This window comes from Mucilaginibacter ginsenosidivorax, assembly GCF_007971525.1.
Taxonomy (GTDB): Bacteria; Bacteroidota; Bacteroidia; order Sphingobacteriales; family Sphingobacteriaceae; genus Mucilaginibacter; species Mucilaginibacter ginsenosidivorax.
The window spans coordinates 7,694,216-7,717,050 of the sequence record NZ_CP042437.1 but is presented as its reverse complement, the minus strand read 5'-3'; the positions used below and the strand labels follow the sequence as shown (position 1 = coordinate 7,717,050).

20 protein-coding genes are annotated in these 22,835 nt (G+C 41.2%); 13 read left to right on the top strand and 7 right to left on the bottom strand.

Annotation, left to right across the window (positions count from 1 at the left end; genetic code table 11):
• Window positions 1–126: 126 nt before the first annotated feature.
• On the bottom strand, window positions 127–546 hold the full coding sequence (locus tag FSB76_RS31555) for an acyl-CoA thioesterase (protein ID WP_147060669.1): 420 nt from the start codon (window positions 544–546) through the stop codon (window positions 127–129).
• 70 nt (window positions 547–616) lie between these two features.
• Window positions 617–1,306 carry a hypothetical protein gene (locus FSB76_RS31550; RefSeq protein ID WP_147060667.1) on the bottom strand — a complete coding sequence of 230 codons (690 nt, stop codon included), beginning with the start codon at window positions 1,304–1,306 and terminating at the stop codon, window positions 617–619.
• A gap of 185 nt (window positions 1,307–1,491) precedes the next feature.
• Here FSB76_RS31550 and FSB76_RS31545 point away from each other — a divergent pair, with 185 nt between their 5' ends.
• The 9 genes from FSB76_RS31545 to FSB76_RS31505 all read left to right on the top strand — a co-directional run bounded on the left by FSB76_RS31545 (window position 1,492) and on the right by FSB76_RS31505 (window position 13,094).
• Window positions 1,492–3,297 (top strand): M61 family metallopeptidase, encoded by a 1,806-nt coding sequence (locus FSB76_RS31545; RefSeq protein WP_147060665.1) that lies wholly within the window; start codon window positions 1,492–1,494, stop codon window positions 3,295–3,297.
• Between the two features lie 71 nt (window positions 3,298–3,368).
• A complete protein-coding gene (locus FSB76_RS31540) occupies window positions 3,369–4,322 on the top strand; it encodes an adenylyltransferase/cytidyltransferase family protein (RefSeq protein ID WP_147060663.1) in 954 nt (317 codons plus the stop codon).
• 144 nt (window positions 4,323–4,466) lie between these two features.
• Window positions 4,467–6,710, top strand: a complete 2,244-nt coding sequence (locus FSB76_RS31535) for a S41 family peptidase (RefSeq protein ID WP_147060661.1) — start codon at window positions 4,467–4,469, stop codon at window positions 6,708–6,710.
• A 263-nt stretch (window positions 6,711–6,973) separates the two neighbouring features.
• Window positions 6,974–7,252, top strand: coding sequence for a 30S ribosomal protein S15 (gene rpsO / locus FSB76_RS31530; RefSeq protein WP_090647072.1), 279 nt, complete (start codon window positions 6,974–6,976; stop codon window positions 7,250–7,252).
• 131 nt (window positions 7,253–7,383) lie between these two features.
• Window positions 7,384–9,519: a polyribonucleotide nucleotidyltransferase gene (pnp, locus tag FSB76_RS31525; RefSeq protein ID WP_147060660.1), complete on the top strand. Its 2,136-nt coding sequence runs from the start codon at window positions 7,384–7,386 to the stop codon at window positions 9,517–9,519.
• A 168-nt stretch (window positions 9,520–9,687) separates the two neighbouring features.
• A complete protein-coding gene (locus FSB76_RS31520) occupies window positions 9,688–9,960 on the top strand; it encodes a hypothetical protein (protein ID WP_147060658.1) in 273 nt (90 codons plus the stop codon).
• Window positions 9,961–10,136: 176 nt separating this feature from the next.
• Window positions 10,137–10,787 carry a ribulose-phosphate 3-epimerase gene (rpe, locus tag FSB76_RS31515; protein ID WP_147060656.1) on the top strand — a complete coding sequence of 217 codons (651 nt, stop codon included), beginning with the start codon at window positions 10,137–10,139 and terminating at the stop codon, window positions 10,785–10,787.
• 202 nt (window positions 10,788–10,989) lie between these two features.
• On the top strand, window positions 10,990–12,057 hold the full coding sequence (serC, locus tag FSB76_RS31510) for a 3-phosphoserine/phosphohydroxythreonine transaminase (protein ID WP_147060654.1): 1,068 nt from the start codon (window positions 10,990–10,992) through the stop codon (window positions 12,055–12,057).
• 83 nt (window positions 12,058–12,140) lie between these two features.
• Window positions 12,141–13,094 (top strand): D-2-hydroxyacid dehydrogenase, encoded by a 954-nt coding sequence (locus FSB76_RS31505; RefSeq protein ID WP_192910113.1) that lies wholly within the window; start codon window positions 12,141–12,143, stop codon window positions 13,092–13,094.
• Between the two features lie 433 nt (window positions 13,095–13,527).
• Here the strand turns inward: FSB76_RS31505 and FSB76_RS31500 are convergent, their stop codons facing one another.
• The 4 genes from FSB76_RS31500 to FSB76_RS31485 form a co-directional block, all read right to left on the bottom strand.
• Window positions 13,528–14,928, bottom strand: a complete 1,401-nt coding sequence (locus tag FSB76_RS31500; RefSeq protein WP_147060652.1) for an MBL fold metallo-hydrolase — start codon at window positions 14,926–14,928, stop codon at window positions 13,528–13,530.
• 135 nt (window positions 14,929–15,063) lie between these two features.
• Complete coding sequence (locus FSB76_RS31495) at window positions 15,064–16,896, bottom strand: ABC transporter ATP-binding protein (RefSeq protein ID WP_147060650.1); 1,833 nt, start codon at window positions 16,894–16,896, stop codon at window positions 15,064–15,066.
• A 30-nt stretch (window positions 16,897–16,926) separates the two neighbouring features.
• A complete protein-coding gene (locus tag FSB76_RS31490) occupies window positions 16,927–17,454 on the bottom strand; it encodes a hypothetical protein (RefSeq protein WP_225976367.1) in 528 nt (175 codons plus the stop codon).
• Between the two features lie 9 nt (window positions 17,455–17,463).
• Window positions 17,464–18,240 carry an SAM hydrolase/SAM-dependent halogenase family protein gene (locus FSB76_RS31485; protein WP_147060648.1) on the bottom strand — a complete coding sequence of 259 codons (777 nt, stop codon included), beginning with the start codon at window positions 18,238–18,240 and terminating at the stop codon, window positions 17,464–17,466.
• A gap of 101 nt (window positions 18,241–18,341) precedes the next feature.
• Between FSB76_RS31485 and FSB76_RS31480 the strand changes: the two genes are divergently transcribed.
• From FSB76_RS31480 to FSB76_RS31465, 4 genes are all read left to right on the top strand, one after another.
• Window positions 18,342–19,301 (top strand): PhoH family protein, encoded by a 960-nt coding sequence (locus FSB76_RS31480; RefSeq protein ID WP_147060646.1) that lies wholly within the window; start codon window positions 18,342–18,344, stop codon window positions 19,299–19,301.
• Window positions 19,302–19,378: 77 nt separating this feature from the next.
• The gene (locus FSB76_RS31475; protein WP_147060644.1) at window positions 19,379–20,323 is read left to right on the top strand and encodes a phosphoribosylaminoimidazolesuccinocarboxamide synthase; all 945 of its coding nucleotides are present in this window, start codon (window positions 19,379–19,381) and stop codon (window positions 20,321–20,323) included.
• A 52-nt stretch (window positions 20,324–20,375) separates the two neighbouring features.
• Window positions 20,376–20,753, top strand: a complete 378-nt coding sequence (locus FSB76_RS31470; RefSeq protein WP_090650699.1) for an STAS domain-containing protein — start codon at window positions 20,376–20,378, stop codon at window positions 20,751–20,753.
• 21 nt (window positions 20,754–20,774) lie between these two features.
• Complete coding sequence (locus FSB76_RS31465; RefSeq protein ID WP_147060642.1) at window positions 20,775–21,689, top strand: ribonuclease Z; 915 nt, start codon at window positions 20,775–20,777, stop codon at window positions 21,687–21,689.
• Window positions 21,690–21,846: 157 nt separating this feature from the next.
• Here FSB76_RS31465 and FSB76_RS31460 read toward each other — a convergent pair whose 3' ends face one another.
• The gene (locus tag FSB76_RS31460; protein WP_147060640.1) at window positions 21,847–22,791 is read right to left on the bottom strand and encodes an MlaD family protein; all 945 of its coding nucleotides are present in this window, start codon (window positions 22,789–22,791) and stop codon (window positions 21,847–21,849) included.
• Between the last annotated feature and the right edge of the window lie 44 nt (window positions 22,792–22,835).

Genomic DNA, 22,835 nt, shown 5'->3' with positions numbered 1-22,835 from the left:
TGTGAGTTGGATTATGTTAAATAGTCAAAACAATCTTCTTCAAAAGAACTTTTCCCAATGACCAATGACCAATGACCAATGACCAATGACCAATGACCAATGACCAATGACCAATGACCAATGACCCTAAATAGTATAATGTGCAATTACATCTTCAGGTACCTTGGCGCTTCTTCCGGTGGCCATATCAATCATTACGTAATCAAAATAGCCGTCGCAGCATATTTTGCCGTTGGCTTTGTTGCTTAGGCTGAATTTTACGCGGCAGCCTTTGTCGTCGATACTTTCGATGCCGGTTTTTACGATGAAGTAGTCGCCCATAGTGAGCGCGCGTTTATAGTCTACATGGGCTACACGCACTACCCAGCCAAAACCGCGCTCCATAAATTTTTCCATAGCCATACCGTAGCAACGTTCCATCTGATCGTACCGGGCGGCCAATACATAATCAAAATATTTGCTGTTGTGTACGTGTTGAAACATGTCTATATCGTCGGGGCGTACACGAAACTCGCTTTCGAAGGTAGAGTAGATGGGAGTATCCATATGGCAAATATAGTGATTGGGTTGGAGAGTGGTTGATTGGGATGGTGACAGATACTAATCTAAGTAACCCCTAAATCCCTATCCCCATAAAAACGCCTGTTTCAAAAAAAAACGGATTAGGTTTTGGGATGCCATATACCCTATTGCTGATAAAATGAGTATAGCGGCCCGAGCGTTTATTATAGCCGTAACGCCAGTCGTTTGTCCACGGTTCTACATTTACACTACAGAAAAAACCGGAATTATAGGAGATCTTGTTTTTGCCTTTCCCGCTAACAAAATGGAATTTGTTGATATAATTCCTACTGGACAGGCCAAAGTATAATGCCGAATAATCGAGATAAAGTGATTTGCCGGCCTGGTCGGCGGTAGGTACGTAGTTAAGCGGGGAGTCACCGCTGCCATGAAAATCAAAAAGGCCCATCTGTAAGTTTAAAAAAGACGAAACAATGCTTTCGGGCGTTGTCAGCCTGCTGCCCGCGTAAATACTGCCGGTGGCGTAAGGTTTGCCAATTACGGCATCCAATCCAAAAGCGAAAGATTTTACAATTACATCTAAACCAAAATTACCGCCTACGGTACAATTTTGATGATGTTTATAATTTAATTGCGACCAGGAGTTAAATGCTCCATTATCCATAAGAGGCTGATCGACCCCCAACGCGAGGATTAATACGTTGTGATCCTGGTTATTGGCATTGCGTTGGGCAAATAAGTTGGTGGTTAAAAATAGGCAAAGAATAGGTAGCAAGTGTTTCATGACGGTTTATTTATGGTACGACATAAAATTACAATGCCCTTATTAGAAGAGGATTAGAACAGCATTATAATGGAATTAGATTAAACAGTTTCCTTAAGATACTGCAAAAAAACACAGAATAGATATCCAAATAACAGATTGACGTTTGTTGGGGTTTTCCTATATTCGGGAAACTTCTGCTTATAATGAAAAAACTATCCCGGTTATTATTTACCGCTACCCTGTTTTTAAGCGTTAACTCTTTTGCACAACAGCAACCTGTAAATATGCAATACGTTGTTTCGATGGAGCAGGCAGCCGATCATCTTTACCATGTTGAGCTTACCAATAAAACGCCCGGCAAAACACTCGATTTTAAAATGTGTGTCTGGACTCCGGGGTACTACCAACTTATTGATTTTGCCGCCGCGGTACAAAATTTTAAAGTAACCGATAGCAAAGGCGTAAACCTGAAGTGGCAAAAAGCCTCGGAAAATACCTGGCGCGTTTATCATGACAACCCTGGCGCTGTAAAAATTTCGTACGATGTTAAAGCCACAGTGCCCTTTGTGGGCAATATTTACCTTGATGAGACCAGGGGATATATTACACCCGGTGGTTTATTTATGTACCTGGATAATGAACTGCGGCATCCGGTTACCATAAAAATGACGCCTTACAGTAAATGGAATGCAATGGTGGCCACGGGTTTAGATACGGTTGCAGGTAAATATCACCTGTACAAAGCAGATAATTTTGACGTACTGTATGATAGCCCTTTTTTAATGGGCGAACTGGAAGTACTGCCGCCGTTTACGGTTAAAAATAAACCACACAATTTTATTGGTTATAAGCTGCCGGAGTTTGACAGGCAGGCATTTATGGACGATTTGAAAAAGATTGTGGTTACCGGCAGTAACATCATTGGCGAAATACCCTATACGCACTACACCTTTTTATCGATTGGTGCAGGTGGCGGTGGTATCGAACATTTAAACTCATCGTCGTTAAGTTTTAGCGGGGGCGAGGGTTTTAATTCGCCCGAAGCCAGGAAAAAGCTTTATAACTTTATAGCGCACGAGTATTTTCACCATTATAATGTTAAACGTATCAGGCCGGTTGAATTGGGTCCGTTTGATTATTCGAAAGAGAACCATACCAACATGCTTTGGGTATCTGAAGGGTTTACGGTTTATTACGAATATATGATAACAAGGCGGGCCGGTTTAATGACGGGTGAAGATATGCTGAAAGATTTTGAAGAAAATATTAAAAACTATGAGAATAAGCCGGGCCATTTTTATCAGTCGGCCACCCAGGCCAGTTATAATACATGGAACGATGGGCCAAACGGCCGCGTAAATGAAGATATTAATAAAACCATATCCTATTATGATAAAGGCCCTGTGCTTGGCTTAATGCTCGATTTTAACATCAGGCATGCCACGCAGAATGAAAAAACACTTGATGATGTAATGCGGCTGCTTTACTACAAATACTATAAAAAGCTTAACCGCGGTTTTACCGAAAAAGAATTTAGGACCGAGTGTGAAAAAATGGCAGGCTCGCCAATGCCTGAACTGTTTGAATATGCAGTTACCGTTAAACCGCCCGATTATCCAAAATATTTTGCTTACGGTGGTTTAAGGATAGATACCAACGCTACGGTTACTTATAACTCATGGGCCGGCATAAATTACAGGCAGCGACGGGATACGCTAACGATTGGCACTGTTGAACCCAATTCGCCTGCATGGGAAAAAGGCATAAGGGGTGGAACAAAAATATTAACTATTGAAGGCCAGCCGGCAACACAAAAATTGCTAAATCAAACGCTGGAAGCAAAAAACACGGGCGATGCTTTAACGCTCACCATAGTAAAAGGTACCGAAAAACGGGACGTAACTATTATACTGGGCAGCAAAAAGGAAAAAACCTTTAAGATAAGTCCGCTACCTAATCCCGATCCTTTACAGGCGGCTATTTATAAAAGCTGGATAGGGAATTTGTAAAGTCGAAATTCCAAGATGACTTACAATTTTAAAAGTATTTGTTTGTAGCATTGTGGGGTAATTAAAACGTTATGAAAATTACAGAACAAACAAACCGGCTCATCGAACTTGGCCTTGATGCGGACATATTAAACCATTACCGCGAGCCTCACCGGTTTTACCATACGCTGGATCATCTGGACGATTTGTGCAGTCAACTGGAATTGAAAGGTTTTGCCGATAATCATGCATTACTGCTTGCTACAGTATTTCACGATATTATTTATGATCCGCGTTCGGTTACAAACGAAGAGGACTCGGCTAAGTATTTTAATGAGGTGTTTATCGGCGACCAGCATTTAAAGGATGAAGTAACGCAGATCATCCTCGATACCAAAACTCATCAGCCCAAAACAGAACTGTCAAAAGTGTTTTGTGATGCCGATTTAAATATTCTCACGCAGCCGTTTGATAAATTGCTGCAGTATGAGCAGCAGATATTTAAGGAGTTTCAGTTTGTTGATTATTCCATTTACCGCGAAAAGAGGGTAGAGGTGTTGCGGAGTTTACAGCAAAATGTAAACAACCCTGCCCTGGAGTATTTAATTGACTACGTGCGTACCCGCCAGCCCAGGATAGCAGTTTACCCCGGTAGTTTTAATCCATTCCATAAAGGACACTTTAACATACTGCAAAAAGCAGAACAGGTATTTGATAAGGTAATCATAGCCCGCGGAGTTAACCCCGGTAAAGAAGCCACCAGTTATGCTTTACCCGATATTTTAAAGTACAGGCAATTAGCCACCTACGAAGGCTTACTAACTGATTTTACCGGTAACTTGGGCTACCCGGTAACAATAATCCGAGGCCTACGCAATGGATCGGATTTGCAATACGAATTAAACCAGTACCGCTATATGCAGGAGCTTGGCGATAAAAATATCAATGTAATTGCCATATTTTGTGATATGGAGTTTGAGCATATCTCGAGCACCGGCATCAGGCAGCTGGAAAAATATGGAAAAGCCGGAGAGTATTTGGTTTAGGGGGGATTGGGTTTATTAGGTGGGTGGTTTATTCGCGTAGTTAATTAGTGTTAAATCCATTATTCTTTTATTCCCCTTACACATTAAACAGCCAAATTCAACGTTTACCCATTATGCTAAACTTATAATCACCTATACCCATCTATGAAATCATTTACCTTGCTATTATTAAGTATATTGTTTTTTGGCTGTCAAATTTCACCGGCCCAGGTGCAATATAACGGCAATATGGAACAATTATCCGCCGATAAAACCAAAGCCGCCGGCTGGTTAACCTATTTTCAGGCCGAACAACAAAAAGCTTATCCCGTAAAGATTGATAGCCTGGTAAAACAGGATGGCAAATACTCATTATCTATTGAAAAGGTAAGTAACGAAAGTCGTTTCGGGGTAATTGATTACCCGATATTGAAATCATTTACCGGCAATAAAATACAGCTTAGGGGTTATATCAAAACAGAAAACGTTAAAAACGGCTATGCCGGTTTGTGGCTGCGGATTGATGGTACCCCGGCCTTTGATAATATGCAAAACAGGGGCGTTACAGGTACTACCGATTGGAAGGAGTATGTGATTGATTTACCTTATGATGATGCCGCGGCCATAAATATTCATGGCGGTGCTTTGCTGGTTGGCGATGGTAAGGTCTGGGTGGATAATTTGCGTTTGTTTATAAACGGCAAACCCATTGAGAAAGCCACCAAAGTATTAACCAAAGCCGGGATGGATACTGCTTACAATATAGGTTCAAAAATTGATACCATTCTGTTAAGCAAACAGCAGGTAACTAACCTTACCGCTTTAGGCCAGGTTTGGGGCTTTTTAAAATACCACCACCCGGATGTAGCCAAAGGCAACCACAATTGGGACGCCGAATTATTCAGGGTGATGCCGCAGGTGTTAAAAGCAGCCGACAATGCGGCTTTGAGCAAAGCCATCGAAAAATGGGTTGACGGCTTTGGAGTTCCGTCGCTTTGCGGCAACTGTAAAATTACGGCCAGGCCCGATGAAATTAAGCTAAAGCCTGACTATGGATTGTTGTTTAATAAACAGGTGCTATCGGCATCGCTTACCCAAAAGCTTCAGTATATTCTTGATAACCGTAACACGGGTGATAATTATTATATAGATATGGCCAGGTTTATTGGCAACCCGGTTTTTACCCATGAAGCTGCTTACTCCCAATTTACTTATCCCGATGCAGGCTACCGCCTGCTTACCTTGTACCGGTATTGGAGCATGATCAATTATTTTTATCCCTATAAATATTTGATAGGCGAGGACTGGAACAACGTACTCGCAGATTGTATCCCCAAATTTGCCACGGCTGCCAATGCAAGCGACTACGCACTGAATACGCTGGCATTGATAGCTCGTATTCATGATACGCACGCTAACATCTGGAGCTACAATAAAGCGATAACCGCATTTAAAGGCAAATACCGCGTGCCTTTTGATGCTAAATTTATTGAAGATAAGCTGGTAGTGACCGGTTATTTAAATGATACCCTTAATGTAAAGCAACTGGTAAAAGTTGGCGATGTTATAGAAACTATTAACGGTCAACCTGTAACCCAACTTATCGAAAAATACCTGCCGTATACCCCTGCATCCAACTATGATACCCAGCTGCGCGATATACCGGGCACGTACCTGTTGCGCGGCAATACGGTTGCTTTAAACCTGGAATTAATAAGAGACGGACAGCCTATAAAATCAACTGTAACTGCTTTGCCTGCCGAAAAGATAAATTACAGTTCATTATATGATATCAAATCGCCGGGTTACTATGTAATTGATAAGGAAATTGGGTATGTATATCCGGGCAGGTATCATAACAAAGATCTATCTGACATTAAGAAACTATTTAAAGATACCAGGGGTATAATAATAGATATGCGCTGCTACCCATCTGAATTTATGCCTTTCACTTTTGTCCCCTATATCAAAACCGGGAACGCCCGGTTTGTAAAGTTTACCAAGGCACAGGTTAACACCCCTGGCTTAATGGTAATTTCAGATCCGCTGAGTATTAAGCCGGATAACGATTATAAGGGCAAAGTAGTGGTTATTGTAAACGCCGTATCGCAAAGCCAGGCCGAGTATACTACTATGGCATTCCAAAGCTCGCCCAATGTAACGGTTATCGGCAGTACAACCGCTGGTGCCGATGGTAATGTTTCAGCCATTATTTTACCGGGGGCGATTTCAACAATGATCTCGGGCCTGGGTATTTACTACCCTGATGGCACCGATACGCAGCGCAAAGGGGTTAAAATTGATGTTGCGATAAAGCCAACAATTAAAGGCATTAAAGAAGGTCGCGATGAGTTGTTGGAGCGCGCCAAGGCAATTATTTTAACAAATGATGATGGTAAGACTAAATAAACGGGGCGGAAATAAGTTTTTCAACTCACTGGGATTCTGACTGGAGAATTTTGATAAACAAGGTGTGGGCATTACCGAAATACGTTAAGTTTAACTACTCACTTAAGCAATCCAATCAACCACTCACCAACTTTTGAATTTTTCGCTTATTATTTTTTAATTAAGGTGCTCAAGATTACTTTGTGCTTTTACTTTTGAATTAAATCACTATCTTTGCACCCACAATTAACAAAAGTATTTAACGCTTTAATATTATTCACGTAATGTATTTAGGTAAAGAGACAAAGGCAGAGATCTTTGCAAAACACGGTAAGGGTGCTACAGACACTGGTTCAACCGAAGGTCAGGTAGCATTATTCACTCACCGCATCGCACACTTAACTGGTCACCTTAAGAAAAACAAACACGATTTTTCTACCCAGTTATCACTGCAAAAATTAGTAGGTAAACGCCGCGGTTTGTTAGCGTACCTGTACAAAAAAGACATTGAAAGATATCGTGCTATCATCAAAGCTTTACAGCTAAGGGATATCATTAAATAATTCTCATACTTTTTATTGAAAAGCCATCCCGATTTTGTGGATGGCTTTTTTACTTTTGAAAAAATTATACACACACACATAAAAAACCGGTGCGCTCCGAAAGATGAAAAGTGCACCACAACAAAAAGAAGATGAGTTTAAACGTAATTAAAAAAGTTATTGATTTAGGTGACGGCCGCACCATTGAGATCGAAACAGGAAAACTGGCCAAACAGGCAGATGGCTCTGTAGTTATTAAAATGGGCGATACCATGTTATTGGCTACCGTAGTATCGTCGCCGGAAGCGAAAGAGGGAGTTGATTTTTTACCCCTTTCTGTTGATTACCAGGAAAAATACGCTGCCACCGGTCGTATACCGGGTGGTTTTTTACGCCGTGAGGCACGTTTGTCAGACTATGAGGTTTTAATCTCGCGTTTGGTTGACCGTGCATTACGCCCGTTGTTCCCTTCAGATTATCACGCTGATACACAGGTGATGATCTCTTTAATTTCGGCCGATAAAGATATTATGCCCGATTGCCTTGCCGGCTTGGCAGCATCAGCAGCATTATCTGTATCAAACATTCCGTTTAATGGCCCAATTTCTGAAGTTCGTGTTGCTAAAATTGATGGTCAGTTGGTAATTAACCCAACCCTTAGCCAGCTTGAAAACGCTACTTTAGAATTTATTGTTGCAGGTAGCGAGCATGACATCAACATGGTTGAAGGTGAATCAAAAGAGATCCAGGAAGCTGAATTGGTTGAGGCTATCAAATTTGCACACACAGCTATCAAAATTCAATGTTTAGCTCAAAAAGAGTTAACTATTGAGGTTGGCAAAACCGAAAAACGCGTTTACAGCCACGAACACAGCAACGAGGACTTGAAAAAAGCCATCTACGCCGCTACTTACGATCAGGTTTACACTATCGCTTCTTCTGCTTCTGCAAAAGACGAGCGTGGTGCTAAATTTAAAGAAGTACGTGACGCTTATATCGCTACTTTAGGCGAAATTGATGATATCACTAAAGGTCTTGCCAAAAAATATTACCACGATGTGGAGTATGATGCTATCCGTAACCTTGTATTAGATGAAGGCAAACGTTTAGATGGCCGTACAACTACCCAGATTCGCCCAATATGGAGCGAAGTTGGCTATTTACCATCTGCTCACGGTTCTGCGGTATTTACCCGTGGCGAAACACAATCATTAACCACCGTTACCTTAGGTGCTAAAGATGACGAGCAAATGATTGATGGCGCGTTCATCAACGGTTACCAAAAATTCCTGTTGCACTATAACTTCCCAGGTTTCTCAACCGGCGAAGTTCGTCCGAACAGGGGTGCTGGTCGCCGCGAAATTGGTCATGGTAACCTGGCTATGCGTTCGTTAAAACAAGTATTACCATCTGAGGATGAAAATCCATACACTATCCGTATCGTTTCTGATATCCTGGAATCAAACGGATCATCGTCAATGGCTACGGTTTGTGCCGGTACATTGGCCTTGATGGATGCCGGTATCAAAATTACCAACCCGGTATCTGGTATCGCGATGGGATTGATCACCAACGAAATGGGTACTAAATATGCCATTTTATCTGACATCCTGGGCGACGAAGATCATTTAGGTGATATGGACTTTAAAGTAACCGGTACCACCAACGGTATTGTTGCCGTACAAATGGACTTGAAAATTAATGGCCTATCGTATGAAGTGTTAACCAACGCTTTAAACCAGGCTAAAGATGGTCGTTTACATATCCTTGGCGAGATGGCTAAAACCATTACGGCCCCTCGTGTTGATCTGAAACCACACGCTCCGCGTATTGTTACCATTAAAATTGATAAAGAATTTATTGGTGCAGTTATCGGGCCCGGTGGTAAAATCATCCAGGAAATGCAACGCGAAACCGGTGCAACTATTTCTATCGAAGAAAAAGATAACCAGGGTATCGTTCAGATTTTTGCCGACAACAAGGCGTCTATCGACCAGGCTTTATCGCGTATCCGTAACATTGCTTCTAAACCAGAGGTAGGCGAGATATACGAAGGTAAAGTGAAATCAATTATGCCGTTTGGTGCATTTGTTGAAATTATGCCGGGTAAAGATGGCTTGTTACACATATCTGAAATAGACCACCGCAGGATCGAAAAAATGGACGGTATATTTGAAGTTGGCGACGAGGTAAGGGTTAAATTGCTTGATGTAGATAAACAAGGTAAACTTAAGTTATCGCGTAAAGCATTGTTACCGAGGCCGGAAGCCCCAAAAACAGAAAAATAACTGTAAATATTACATATGCAAAACCCTCTTTATGAGGGTTTTGTTATTTTATTTGGTTTTTTTATACTTTTTTTGAGAAAAATTAAAACAAAAGTTGGATGTTTAAACTTTGTATTAGTTCATAGATAGTTGAATAAACCATAAAATCCGATCCTGCTTGTAAAAACGATGACCCCTGCTACAAATGATCCTTTAGATTTTCTTAACAGTAATCCGCAGGGAATGCAACCGGCTACGCAAACCGATTTGGTTCAGCTTTTGCTCTATGAGATCATCCGGGTTAAAGAATTGATATTGTATTATGACTCCATTCCCAATGGAGGCGGCCAGCTTGGCTCATCAATTTTGAATGAACTGGTATCAGAGGCCTATCAATCGCTGGTAAACTACGATACAGTACTGATGAAAAAGTACTACGATTTGTTGCTGAACTGCGATTAGCCCCCTAACCCCCTGAAGGGGGAACGATTTAGCATATCTTTATACCACTTAGTCCAATATCTACGTTGTATTTAATCCTTGGTGGTACCGTTAACGTAAAATTGGCTTAGGATTTATACTGATAAAACTTTACAAAAAATTGCCATTCGCAGTGCCAGGGATTTATATATTTGCACATGAACCATCTGATAGCGCCATCTATTTTAGCAGCCGACTTTGCCAACCTGCAACGCGATATTGAAATGATCAATAACAGCGAAGCTGATTGGGTGCATGTTGATATTATGGACGGCATGTTTGTGCCAAATATTTCTTTTGGTTTCCCGGTTGTTGCCGCCACAAAAAGGCACGCCACCAAACCGCTGGATGTTCACCTGATGATTGTTGACCCTGATAGGTACCTTAAGGCATTTAAAGATGCAGGTGCCAATGGTATAACTGTTCATTACGAAGCCTGCCCGCATTTGCACCGCACTGTACAGGCTATTAAAGAGCTTGGCTGCAGGGCAGGAGTAGCCCTTAATCCGCATACGCCTGTTGCTTTATTGGAGGATATTATTGCCGACCTGGATATGGTGCTTATTATGTCTGTTAATCCTGGTTTTGGGGGGCAAAAGTTTATTGCCAATACCTACAAAAAACTTAACGATTTGAAAGTACTGAGTGAAAAGAAAAATCCGGGCTTATTTATCGAAGTTGATGGTGGCGTAGATCAAAACAATGTTAAAGAATTGTTGCAAGCAGGTGCAAATGTGCTTGTTGCCGGCAGTTCTGTGTTCTCATCGGCCATACCGGCCGATGCGATATATAACCTCAAACACCCTTAAAAGTTATTACAATTGTAATAATTACTACCAACCTTATAGGATAAATTTGATATTTGCAATCAAAAAGGCTTTTGTTGATTAATTGTATATTTTTTCAAAAAACGTAAATTAATCCTATGAATTTTGTCAAATTGATTAACTTCGGCCCAACTAAATACAAAGTTCCTAATCAAGTATTCAGAACCTACAATTCGTTAATTATATGAAACATAATTTTGGTGCCGGACCAGGCATTTTACCTCAGGAGGTTTTAAAACAAGCTTCCGAGGCGGTTATTGATTTTAATGGTACAGGATTATCATTGCTGGAGATCTCTCACCGGTCGAAAGAATTTGAAGCAGTTTTGAATGAAGCTGTTGCTTTGGTAAAAGAATTATTTGCCGTGCCAGAGGGTTATTCGGTGTTATTTTTACAAGGCGGCGCCAGCACGCAGTTTGCCATGGCCCCTTACAATTTATTGCCTTCAACAGGTAAGGCCGCTTACCTGGAAACAGGTGTTTGGGCCAACAAAGCCTTAAAAGAAGCCAAGTTTTTCGGCGAAGTAGAGATTGTTGCCTCTTCAAAAGCCGATAATTTTACTTACATCCCTAAAGATTATACTATTCCTGCTGATGCGGCTTACTTCCACATCACTTCAAACAATACCATTTATGGTACACAGTTACAGGAATTCCCGAAATCACCGGTACCGGTTGTTTGCGACATGTCGTCAGATATTTTCAGCCGTAAAATTAACGTTGCCGACTTTGGCTTAATTTACGCCGGCGCTCAAAAAAACATGGGCCCTGCAGGTGTTACCTTAGTTATTGTTAAAGACGATATTTTAGGTAAGGTTGACCGTAAAATTCCGGCAATGCTTAATTACCAGGTGCAAATTGAAGGTGGATCGATGTACAATACGCCTCCATGTTTGGCTATTTATGTATCGATGCTTACCCTGCAATGGTTAAAAGCCAAAGGCGGTGTTGAAGTTATTGAACAGGAAAACATAACCAAAGCAAGGGTATTATATGACGAGATTGAACGTAATCCGTTATTTAAACCTGTTTGCGCTACAGAAGATCGTTCGCACATGAACGTAACCTTTGTAATGGAAAATCCTGAACTGGAAAAACCATTCCTGAAACTATGCGACGAAAGAGGTATAGTAGGTATTAAAGGCCACAGAAGCGTTGGTGGTTTCCGCGCATCAATTTACAACGCATTGCCAATAACCAGCGTTTACGCCCTGATTGACGTAATGCAGGAGTTTGCTGAAGGAAATAAATAATTTTTAATCATTAAGTCATTGGGTCATTAAGTCATTTTTTATGGCAATGACTCAATGACCAAATGACTCAATGACAAAATAAGATGATCAAAATATTAGCTAATGACGGTATCGACCCAATTGGAAAACAGCTTTTAGAAGAAGCTGGTTTTATTGTTGATACCAATAACATTCCGCAGGATGAATTGCCTGTAAGATTACAAGAGTACGATGCCATTACTGTACGCAGCGCAACTAAAGTGCGTAAAGCGCTTATTGATGCCTGCCCAAATCTTAAAGTGATTGGCCGTGGTGGCGTTGGTATGGATAACATTGATGTAGAATACGCAAGGGAAAAAGGCCTGAGCGTTTATAATACGCCTGCATCATCTTCATTATCTGTTGCCGAACTTGTTTTTGCCAGTTTATTTGGCGCGGTTAGGTTTTTACCAGATAGCAACCGCAAAATGCCGGTTGAAGGCGGTACTAAATTTAATGACCTGAAAAAGGCTTACGCAAAAGGTATCGAACTGCGCGGTAAAACTTTAGGTATTGTTGGCTTTGGCCGTATCGGCCGCGAGGTAGCCAAAATAGCTATTGGCGTAGGCATGGAAGTTTTGGCTTACGATTTATTTCCGTTTAACCCCGAGTTGGATATTGTTTTAGGTGGTGGTACTACTGTTAAAGTAAGTGTAAAAACTTCAACTTTAGAAGAGGTAACCAAAACGGCTGATTTTATTACCCTACACACACCATTTATCGACAAGGCTTTGTTTGGTGCCGAAGAATTGGCGTTAACCAAAAAAGGTGTTGGTTTTGTAAATATTTCGCGTGGGGGTTTAATTGACGAGTTGGCTTTAATTGACGCGTTAAACAGCGGCCAGGTTTCATTTGCAGCATTAGATGTATTTGATAACGAGCCTACGCCCCGCGAAGAGATACTGAAACACCCTAAAATTTCGTTAACTCCTCACATTGGCGCAGCCACCAACGAGGCCCAGGAAAGAATAGGTGTGGAGTTAGCTAATTTGATCATTGATCACTTTAAGAAAGCATAAACACTAATTTTACGAATTGAATCGAATGGCACGAATTTGATTCAATTCGAATTTTTAAATAAGGCAAATGGCACGAATTCCTATTATGAGTTCGTGCCATTTGCTTTTGGTCTATTTATTACATTAAAGGAAGTAGTATTTATACACCAATAAGTTCGATTTGCAAAGTTAGCGAAGGCTTTATTCTTCGACATAATAGTATGGTCCGGATTAATTTAAGGCTTTTTTAACAGGTATGTAATAAAAGCCAATACTATAGTACCTAATACAGTATACAAAAAATAAAGGGCAAACTTTCCTGTTTTTCTCCATCTGGTGTATTCAGTAAACTTCCCCTTATTTGTGCTATAAATAATGAGCGTGACTATCAATAGCAATATGAGGCCAGGGATAAAAATCATTGATAATGGTTATTTACGTGTGCATTTAGTTGTTAAATATTATATGTTACATCCTTTTCCGGTATGGTAACGGTATACCCTTCATCTTCCAGAGAAGCAGCCAGCAGTTTCATACTTTCCCCTTCGCCATGTACCAGGAATACGTTCTTTAGCTTGGTTTTATCCTGCTGTTTTACATTATCTAAAAGGTCCTGGTGGTCGCCGTGAGCACTTAATACGTCGGTTTGTTTAATAGTGGCATAAACGGCCAATTCGCGGTCTTTAATGTGAACGATAGGATCGCCCCGCAGTAAACGGTGTCCCAGGGTTCCTTTGGCGCAATAGCCAATGAACAGGATGGTGCAGTAGTAATTTTGAATATTGTAAAATAGGTGGTCCTGGATACGGCCGCCCTCCAGCATTCCTGCTGAGGAGATGATGATGCAAGGCTCCCAGTAATTGGAAATCTGGCGACTATCCTTCAGGGTTTCTACATAGGTGAGGTTATCAAATTCAAACTCATCGCCCTTATCTTTATAAAAATCCTGGGCCTCCTGATTTACCAGGCTATGGTATTTGCGGAAGATGCCGGTTGCCATGGTAGCCATCGGGCTATCAACAAAAACTTTTACAGCCGGCAATAATCCTTCAGTGAAAATCTTGTTTAACGAATATACCAACGATTGGGTACGCCCAATACTGAAAGCCGGGATAATTAAACGGCCTTGTTCTTTAATACATGCTTTTTCAATAACTTCAACAAGGGTTTCTTCTACCGATTTTCCCTTGGTGTGATAACGGCCGCCATAAGTTGATTCTGATACCAGGAAATCAACAGGAGGCAATTCCTGCGGATCATTTAATACCGGGTAATTTTTCCGGCCGATATCGCCGGTAAAGGCAATTGATTTTTCTTCGCCGTTTTCGGTTACTTTTAAAACAGCTGATGCCGCGCCTAATAAGTGGCCAACCGGGATAAATGTAAGTTCGATATCGCCGTTGATCCTGAAAGGGCGATTAAACCCAATGGTTACAAAACGGTCCACAGTATCCATCACGTGTTTTTGCAAATAAAGCGGCTGTGGGCCGCCGCCCGAATTGAATTTGCCTTTGCCGCGTTTGCGGTTACCCTTGCCTGCCTTGTTCATGAAAATGCTTACCGAATCGAGCAATAATAGTTCGGTCAAATCGGCGGTAGGGGGAGTGCATAATATCTGGCCGTTAAAACCAAGCCTTACCAGCGTGGGTAAATTACCAGAGTGATCTATGTGCGCATGTGTAAGTATTACCACGTCAATCTCTTCCGGCCGGAAAGGAAAGTTTTCATTTGATTGAATGCTGCGGTCCTTCTCATAATCTAACCCGCAATCCACTAATATTTTGTATTGGCCTACCTGCAGCAAATGCATGCTGCCGGTTACCTGTCGGGCCGCCCCGTGTATGGTTAATTTCATTTGTTACGTTGAACGTATTACGTTATACGTTTATTTGCTGAATAGTGGCCGTATCGCCACACATCTTAAGTTGTGAATATAATAGTTTATGCAGTGCTTTTCCAAACGTATAACGTAATACGTACCACGTAAAACCTATCCCACCTGTGTTTCAAATTGCAGCTGGCTCAAATAACGATAAAGCCCTTGCTCATTGCCGATAAGTTCCTGGTGACTGCCACTTTCGATGATCTCGCCTTTTTCCAGAACGATGATCTTATCGGCTTCGCGGATAGTTGATAAACGATGGGCGATAATGATAGATGTGCGATCTTTCATCAACTCTTCTAAAGCTTCCTGTACCAGGCGCTCCGATTCAGAATCTAAGGATGACGTTGCCTCATCCAATATCAATATGGATGGATTTTTAAGCAATGCCCTTGCTATAGCAATGCGCTGTCGCTGGCCGCCTGAAAGTTTTACTCCCCGTTCGCCAACAATGGTTTCATAACCCTCGGGGAACGATAGGATAAATTGGTGCGCGTTTGCCCGTTTGGCTGCTTGTATAATATCTTCTTTTGATGCATTTAACCGGCCATAAGCAATATTCTCTAATATCGATCCGCCAAAGAGCAATACATCCTGCGGTACTATGGCTACCTGATTACGGATATCTGTAATAGAAAACTCATCAGCCGGGCGGCCATCAAATAAAATGGTGCCACTTTGCGGATGGTAAAATTGGAGTATTAACGAGGCCATGGTAGATTTACCAGAGCCACTTGGCCCAACAATGGCCACTTTTTGGCCTGCAGCGGCGTTAAAAGAAATGCCTTTCAGGATAGTTAACTCCGACCGGGATGGGTAGGCAAATACCACATTATCAAATGACAAGTCGCCTTTAATAGCTTGGTCTATTTTGTTATTGCTTTCTACCATCGGGATGTCTTCACCTTTTTCGGCCAGTATCTCTAACACACGCTCGCTTGCCCCAACAGCTTTTTGCAGGTTGGCGTACAAATCTGGGAAACTGCCCATAGCGGCACCTACAAATATGGAGTACATGATAAAGGTGGTCAAATCGCCTACATAGATTTCTTTATGACTTACCAGAACTGATCCATACCATATTACACCTACAAAAGTCCCAAACAAGCAGAATACAATGAACGAAGCAAAAATCCCACGGAATTTAGCCCCTTTAACGGCGATATCAACTACGTTGCGTAATATTTTATCGTACCGGGTAGCCTCGTAAGCCTCATTTACAAATGCTTTTACATTGGCGATGCCTTGCAGGGTTTCTTCAACAATTGTATTTGACTCTGCTAATTTATCCTGGGCCTGGCGTGAGAGCTTGCGAATAAATTTGCCGAAAAAAACGGCAAAAGCTACCAGAAAAGGCAATATTGCCAATAAGGCAAGGGTTAACTTGATAGATACTATAGCTAATAAAATAACGCTGCCTACCATAATTACCAACTGCCTGATAATCTCGGCGATAGTAGTGGTTAACGTATCCTGTATTTGTGAAAGATCGGCAGAAATGCGGCTATTCAATTCACCAACACGGCGGTTGGCAAAAAAATTCATTGGCAGGGTTATGAGCTTAAAATATGTGTCCCGGCGTATATCGGCCAGGGAGCGCTCTGCAACCTGAACAAACCATACAACCCTAAAAAAAGATATAAATGCCTGCCCGAACAGAATAATAAATCCAGCTATGGCTATGGCATTTAAGCTATGCGGTAAATAGGGATATTTATACTTTCCTTGCGCCGCATCTATTAATGCGCCCAGTATCGCGGGGAAAGCAAGGCCTACCAGGCTGGATATGAACAGAAACAGCATTCCCGCCATAAATTTTCCCCGGTATGGTTTAATGTAAGTGAGTAGTTTGCGGATATTCTGGATGCTCTGCCTGTTAATTTTTGCTTTGGGTAGTTCGGCTTCTGCTTTAGCGCCACTGTTCAGTCTTCCTCGTGCCATTTATAGTTTTAAGTAGTTACGGGCGCGAAATTACGCCTTCCCTTTGTTTTTTTGGTAAAGCAAATACAAAATTGACGCAAGCATGAGCACAATAACCGTAATATAGATGGGAGTTGAACTGTTTGTTTGCGCTTTGTTTTCAGCAACCTTGGTTTTTAGCTGGGCGTTTTGCTGTCTTAACTTGCTTATTGTAAGCAGGAAATTGTGATTTATGGTCTCGGCTTCTTTGCTGTGGCTTTGAATTTGCCTTTGTTGGAAGGCACTGTATTCAAATAGTATTTTTAATTCTTTAAAGATAGCATCATCTGTACGGGCAATGTCCATCAGTATGCTGTTTGATCTGCGGATATCATCTTTTGTCTGCAAACCAAAAATGCCGGTGTGTTGGCTTAAGCTTTGGCTGTACTGGCCAAATTTGGCTTTGCGGGCGGCCAGCATGGTATTTATCTTTTTACGCTGAAGCTGATAAGCAACAGAATCAGCGTTAGCCTGCGATTGCGCAAGCACGCCGCCTATGGCAAAAAAATACAACAGGCCAAACAGTAACAGTTTTTTCATATCTAAAATTTACTGAAATTCGATGATAACCTTATCATTAAGGTTTAAGCCCAGCAGGCCGCTGGCATTGCCTTTATTGATTGCAATTTCCAAATGGTCGCTTATACCAAACAGGCAAAGTTTTTCGCCAACGGGTACCTCGTTATAATGCCAGCTCAGGTGATTGATGGTTTCGTTACGTTTAAAGTTAAGTACAAATTTACGGCCCTGCTGCACACTGTTAAAAAACTCCTTGGTAATATTGGTTATCACATTTTGAAACGAATCGATATAGATCACTACACCCTTGATCAGGTTTTTTTCGATAACAGGCTGCAGGTTCATTTTGTTTTCGATATCGTATACCGGCAAACCAATTTCACTCAGTTTGCCGCCTTTGGCCAGGTGGCAGGCCGCTTTAACAAAAATATCTGCAAGCGGAAAATGCAGGAACTTTAAATCCTGCATAATGTTTATCTCCACAATTTCCTCAGGGTCGGTATCAAACATCAACGAAAAAATTCCATTATCGGCACCCACAAAATAATGTTTTTTGTACCTTACCGCCAGGTACTTGGTATGGTCGCTGTAAACGGTATCAATACCTATAAGGTGTACGGTATCTTCGGGGAAGTAATAAAAACTGTTCTTTAATATAAAAGCAGCCTGTTGCACGTTAAAAGCCGCCACACTGTTGGTAATATCAACAATATTAACTGTTGGCAACGATTTATAGATGCTACCTTTTAAAGCAGCCTGGTAAATGTCCTTATCGCCCAAATCAGTAGTTAATGTTATTATTGCCATTAATTTTATAAATATTTATTGCTAATCTTGTAATAGCATTTGAAGCTACAAATATTCAATTTTTAATTCATAAAAATCCGTAACTAAAAAATCAATTAGTATTGAACGAACTTAAGCTATCAATTGAAAACGTAAATCCAGCCGTATTGTGGGGGCCTAATAATGATCATTTTGAGATCATTAAGAAACAATATCCCAAACTTAAAATTGTTGCAAGAGGCAGCGAAGTAAAAGTTTTGGGTGATGATCACGAACTGAATGTTTTCCAGGAAAAATTCTCGCACCTGCTTGCTCATGTTGAGAAATTCGAGAACCTGAACATTACCGATCTTGAACGTATTTTAGGATCAAAAGTATCTTCAAATTCCTCGTCTGAGCCTGTAACTGATAAGTTTGCCAGTGGCGAGGTTATCGTTTTTGGCCCGAATGGTGTAATGGTGAAAGCCCGTACAGCCAACCAGCGTAAAATGGTTGATAGCATCAATCAAAGCGATATTTTATTTGCTATTGGCCCTGCTGGTACCGGTAAAACTTATACTGCGGTTGCATTGGCCGTGCGTGCGTTAAAGAACAAAGAAATTAAACGCATTATTTTAACCCGCCCGGCGGTTGAAGCAGGAGAGAACCTCGGCTTTTTACCTGGTGATTTAAAAGAAAAGATTGACCCGTACCTGAGGCCATTGTACGATGCACTTGATGATATGATCCCGGCAGAGAAATTAAAATTTTACCTGGAAAACCGTACCATCGAGATTGCGCCGCTGGCATTTATGCGTGGCCGTACCCTTGATAATTGTTTTGTGATATTAGACGAGGCTCAAAACGCAACCGATATGCAGTTAAAGATGTTCCTGACGCGTATGGGCCCATCGGCCAAATTTATTGTTACCGGTGACGTAACGCAGATAGATTTGCCAAAAAAACAGCAATCGGGTCTGCACACTGCCCTGCGCATATTAACAGATATAAAAGGAATAGAAATAGTATACCTAAGCGGTGAAGACGTTGTACGCCATAAACTGGTACGCAAAATATTAGCAGCCTACGGGGATATACAGTAAAACAGAGACAAGAATCAAGAAAACTTAAATGTTTTTTTCTTGTCTTAGCTCTTGATTCTTAATTCTTGACTCTCATTATGAATGCAATAAAAGAAACACATTTTAGCTTTCCGGGCCAGACAGGCTTTTATAAGGGGAAGGTACGCGATGTATATACGATAGAAAATAAGTACCTGGCCATGGTGGTATCCGACAGGATCTCGGCCTTTGATGTGGTGCTACCCGAGGCTATCCCTTATAAAGGACAAGTGCTTAACCAGATAGCTGCCCGTTTTTTAAAGGCTACCAGCGATATTGTACCCAACTGGGTAATATCCGTGCCCGATCCGAGTGTTACCATTGGCCGCATTTGCGAGCCCTTTAAGGTGGAGATGGTGATACGGGGATATTTGGCAGGCCACGCTGCGCGTGAATATGCCGCCGGCCGCCGGCAGGTTTGCGGTGAAACATTGCCCGAAGGTTTAAAGGAAAACGATATCCTGCCCGAGCCGATAATTACGCCTACTACCAAAGCATCGGTTGGGCATGATGAAGATATTTCAAAAGCGGATATCCTGGCAAAGGGTATTGTATCTGCCGAAGATTATGCCCGATTGGAGGCATATACTAAAGCGCTGTTTGCACGGGGTACCGAAATTGCTGCCAAACAAGGCTTAATATTGGTTGATACCAAATATGAATTTGGTAAAGTTGATGGCGTTATTTATTTAATAGATGAAATTCATACGCCCGATTCGTCAAGGTATTTTTATAAGGAAGGATATGAGGAGCGCCAGCAAAAAGGCGAGCCGCAAAAACAACTTTCAAAAGAGTTTGTACGCAAATGGCTGATTGAAAACGGTTTCCAGGGTAAGGAAGGACAGGTTATTCCTGTAATGACTAAGGAGATAGTCACATCGATATCTGAACGCTATATCGAACTTTATGAAAAGATTATAGGTGAGGCCTTCGTGAAATCAGATACAGAAAGTGTGTTGAACAGGGTTGAAACCGCCATAAAGAATGCGCTTAGTATTATGTAATTTTTAATTACACATAAATTAATCATATCTTAGCTTATTAATTTTTATAAGAATGAAATTTGCTGTCGATAAACACGAGAAATACATTTTAGTGAAGCTTAACGAATCAAAATTGAATTCGTTAGTAACGCCTCAATTAAAATCTGAACTGATATTGATCAATACGGAAGGACAAAGAAACATCATTCTTGACCTTTCACAGGTAAAATTTGCCGATTCATCCGGCTTAAGTAGCTTGTTGGTTGGTCACCGTTTGTGCAAAAACGCATCTGGCGTATTTATATTGTGTGGATTGAACGATGCCGTGGCGCGTTTAATCACTATCTCGCAACTGGATAACGTGCTTACAGTTGTACCTACTGCCGAAGAAGGTGTCGATCTTATTTTTATGGAAGAGATTGAGAAAGAATTGAAAAAAGAATCAAGATAATCCTTACATTGTTATCCCATTATGAAATTTGAGGTAACAATACTTGGAAGCAGTTCCGCAACACCCATTTTTAACAGAAATCCTACAGCACAAGTGCTCAATATCAACGAGCACTTGTACTTAATTGACTGCGGCGAAGGCACCCAGCAGCAAATGCTACGTTTTGACATTAAAGCCAGCCGGATAGATTATATCTTTATCAGCCATCTACATGGCGACCATTACCTGGGCCTGGTAGGACTGTTATCATCAATGCACCTTAACGGGCGAAAAAAAACATTGTATCTTTTTGGGCCGCCCCATTTAATGGAGATCATTGATCTGCAGTTAAAATATTCAGAAACTACCCTGCACTTCCCCTTAGAGTTTAAGCAGACACACACGCAACATCCCGAGGTAATTGTAAACAACAATGACATTATAGTTGAAACAATCCCCCTCAACCACAGGATTGATACAACCGGGTTTATTTTTCGAGAAAAAAAGCGTTTGCGTAAACTACGCAAGGAGGTGATTGAGCAACTGCAAATCCCGGTTCCTTACTTCACCTCGTTAAAAAAAGGAGCCGATTATACGGCACCAAACGGGCAGGTTTACAAAAATGATGATTTGACTATCGATTCAGATCAGCCTAAGTCATACGCCTACTGCTCTGATACGCTTTACGGTGAGCAGTATTTTGAACAAATAGCCAACGCAACGCTGCTTTATCACGAAGCCACATTTTTAAATGAGATGCTGGATAGGGCTAATGATACTTTCCATACAACGGCGTTGCAGGCCGGCGATGTAGCACTAAAAACCAATGCGAAAAGGTTACTGATTGGTCACTTCTCTGCCCGTTATAAAACCTTAACCGAGTTGCTGGATGAGGCAAGAAGCGTATTCCCTGCAACGGAACTGGCTGTTGAAGGACGCACTTTTTATATTGAATAATACTTGTAGATGTGCAAATTTCAATGTGCAGATTTCAATGTGCAGATTTCAGATGCTTGGTAATTTATTCAGAATGAAAAAAGCCGGTGACTATTAGTAATCACCGGCTTTTTTTGCGCTTGTCTTGATTCTTGACTCTTGATTCTTGACTCTATTTTCAGTCTTTTTTACCACCAAAAACCGAGAAGCTTACATAACGTTTAGGATGCGCTTTTAAATCAAGCAACAGGTTGTTTAGGCTGTTGGTGGCAGCATCCATGTTTTTATATACCTTATCATCATTCATTAACAAGCCTAAAGTTCCTTTAGTGGAGTTAATATTGGCAATGGTAGCCTGTAAATCGGCCATGGCTTTGTTGGCATTATCAAGGGTGTTTTTGATGTTGGATGCCGCTATATCGTTACTTATTTTTTCAAAGTTGGTAGCCATACCGTTGATGTGCCCGGTGCTGGTTTTTAAGTTGGCAGATACTACTTCGGCATTTGATAGTATTACGTCGATATGCTTGGTTTGCGTACCTACCAGGTTATCTATCTTTTTGGTAACGCCTTCCAGTGTTTGCAATGAATTAGCAATGCTCATAAAACTCCGGTCAACATTTTTTTGAAACGTTGGGTTAAGGATCTTGTTAATCGCAGCTAATGACGAATCGAGTTTGTTGATCAGCATTTCTGCCTTTTTTTGTATCGGTTGCAGGCTTTCGGCCAGGCTACCTTGTATATCAGCCTTCAAAGTGTCTTTGTTTTCGGCAAGTATTTTACTATTGCCCAGTTCAAAAACTATGGCCTTGCTGCCTAACAGATCGGTACTTTCCAACTTGGCGAGGGTGTTGTTGGGTACATCGTATTTCTCTTCAATCTTAAATTCAACAATCGTGCGTCCATCAGGCTGAAGTTCCATTTTAGATATACGACCAATCTGGAAACCATTTACCAGTACAGGTTTTGATACTCCCAATCCTTCAACGCTGTTATAAACAGCGTAAAATTTATTCGATCCTGAGAATACATCGTTGCCTCTTAAAAAGCTGTATCCTAAAACAAGTATGGTGATTGCAATTACTGTAAGGGCGCCTATTTTTGTTTCGTTTGAAATTTTCATTCAGTAGTGTGATTATGTTTAAATGTTTTTTGCAGGCAATGCCC

Coding starts and splice junctions, on each gene's coding strand:
- FSB76_RS31555 (WP_147060669.1), bottom strand. CDS start 546: ATGGATACTCCCATCTACTCTACCTTCGAAAGCGAGTTTCGTGTACGC.
- FSB76_RS31550 (WP_147060667.1), bottom strand. CDS start 1,306: ATGAAACACTTGCTACCTATTCTTTGCCTATTTTTAACCACCAACTTA.
- FSB76_RS31545 (WP_147060665.1), top strand. CDS start 1,492: ATGAAAAAACTATCCCGGTTATTATTTACCGCTACCCTGTTTTTAAGC.
- FSB76_RS31540 (WP_147060663.1), top strand. CDS start 3,369: ATGAAAATTACAGAACAAACAAACCGGCTCATCGAACTTGGCCTTGAT.
- FSB76_RS31535 (WP_147060661.1), top strand. CDS start 4,467: ATGAAATCATTTACCTTGCTATTATTAAGTATATTGTTTTTTGGCTGT.
- rpsO (WP_090647072.1), top strand. CDS start 6,974: ATGTATTTAGGTAAAGAGACAAAGGCAGAGATCTTTGCAAAACACGGT.
- pnp (WP_147060660.1), top strand. CDS start 7,384: ATGAGTTTAAACGTAATTAAAAAAGTTATTGATTTAGGTGACGGCCGC.
- FSB76_RS31520 (WP_147060658.1), top strand. CDS start 9,688: ATGACCCCTGCTACAAATGATCCTTTAGATTTTCTTAACAGTAATCCG.
- rpe (WP_147060656.1), top strand. CDS start 10,137: ATGAACCATCTGATAGCGCCATCTATTTTAGCAGCCGACTTTGCCAAC.
- serC (WP_147060654.1), top strand. CDS start 10,990: ATGAAACATAATTTTGGTGCCGGACCAGGCATTTTACCTCAGGAGGTT.
- FSB76_RS31505 (WP_192910113.1), top strand. CDS start 12,141: ATGATCAAAATATTAGCTAATGACGGTATCGACCCAATTGGAAAACAG.
- FSB76_RS31500 (WP_147060652.1), bottom strand. CDS start 14,928: ATGAAATTAACCATACACGGGGCGGCCCGACAGGTAACCGGCAGCATG.
- FSB76_RS31495 (WP_147060650.1), bottom strand. CDS start 16,896: ATGGCACGAGGAAGACTGAACAGTGGCGCTAAAGCAGAAGCCGAACTA.
- FSB76_RS31490 (WP_225976367.1), bottom strand. CDS start 17,454: ATGAAAAAACTGTTACTGTTTGGCCTGTTGTATTTTTTTGCCATAGGC.
- FSB76_RS31485 (WP_147060648.1), bottom strand. CDS start 18,240: ATGGCAATAATAACATTAACTACTGATTTGGGCGATAAGGACATTTAC.
- FSB76_RS31475 (WP_147060644.1), top strand. CDS start 19,379: ATGAATGCAATAAAAGAAACACATTTTAGCTTTCCGGGCCAGACAGGC.
- FSB76_RS31470 (WP_090650699.1), top strand. CDS start 20,376: ATGAAATTTGCTGTCGATAAACACGAGAAATACATTTTAGTGAAGCTT.
- FSB76_RS31465 (WP_147060642.1), top strand. CDS start 20,775: ATGAAATTTGAGGTAACAATACTTGGAAGCAGTTCCGCAACACCCATT.
- FSB76_RS31460 (WP_147060640.1), bottom strand. CDS start 22,791: ATGAAAATTTCAAACGAAACAAAAATAGGCGCCCTTACAGTAATTGCA.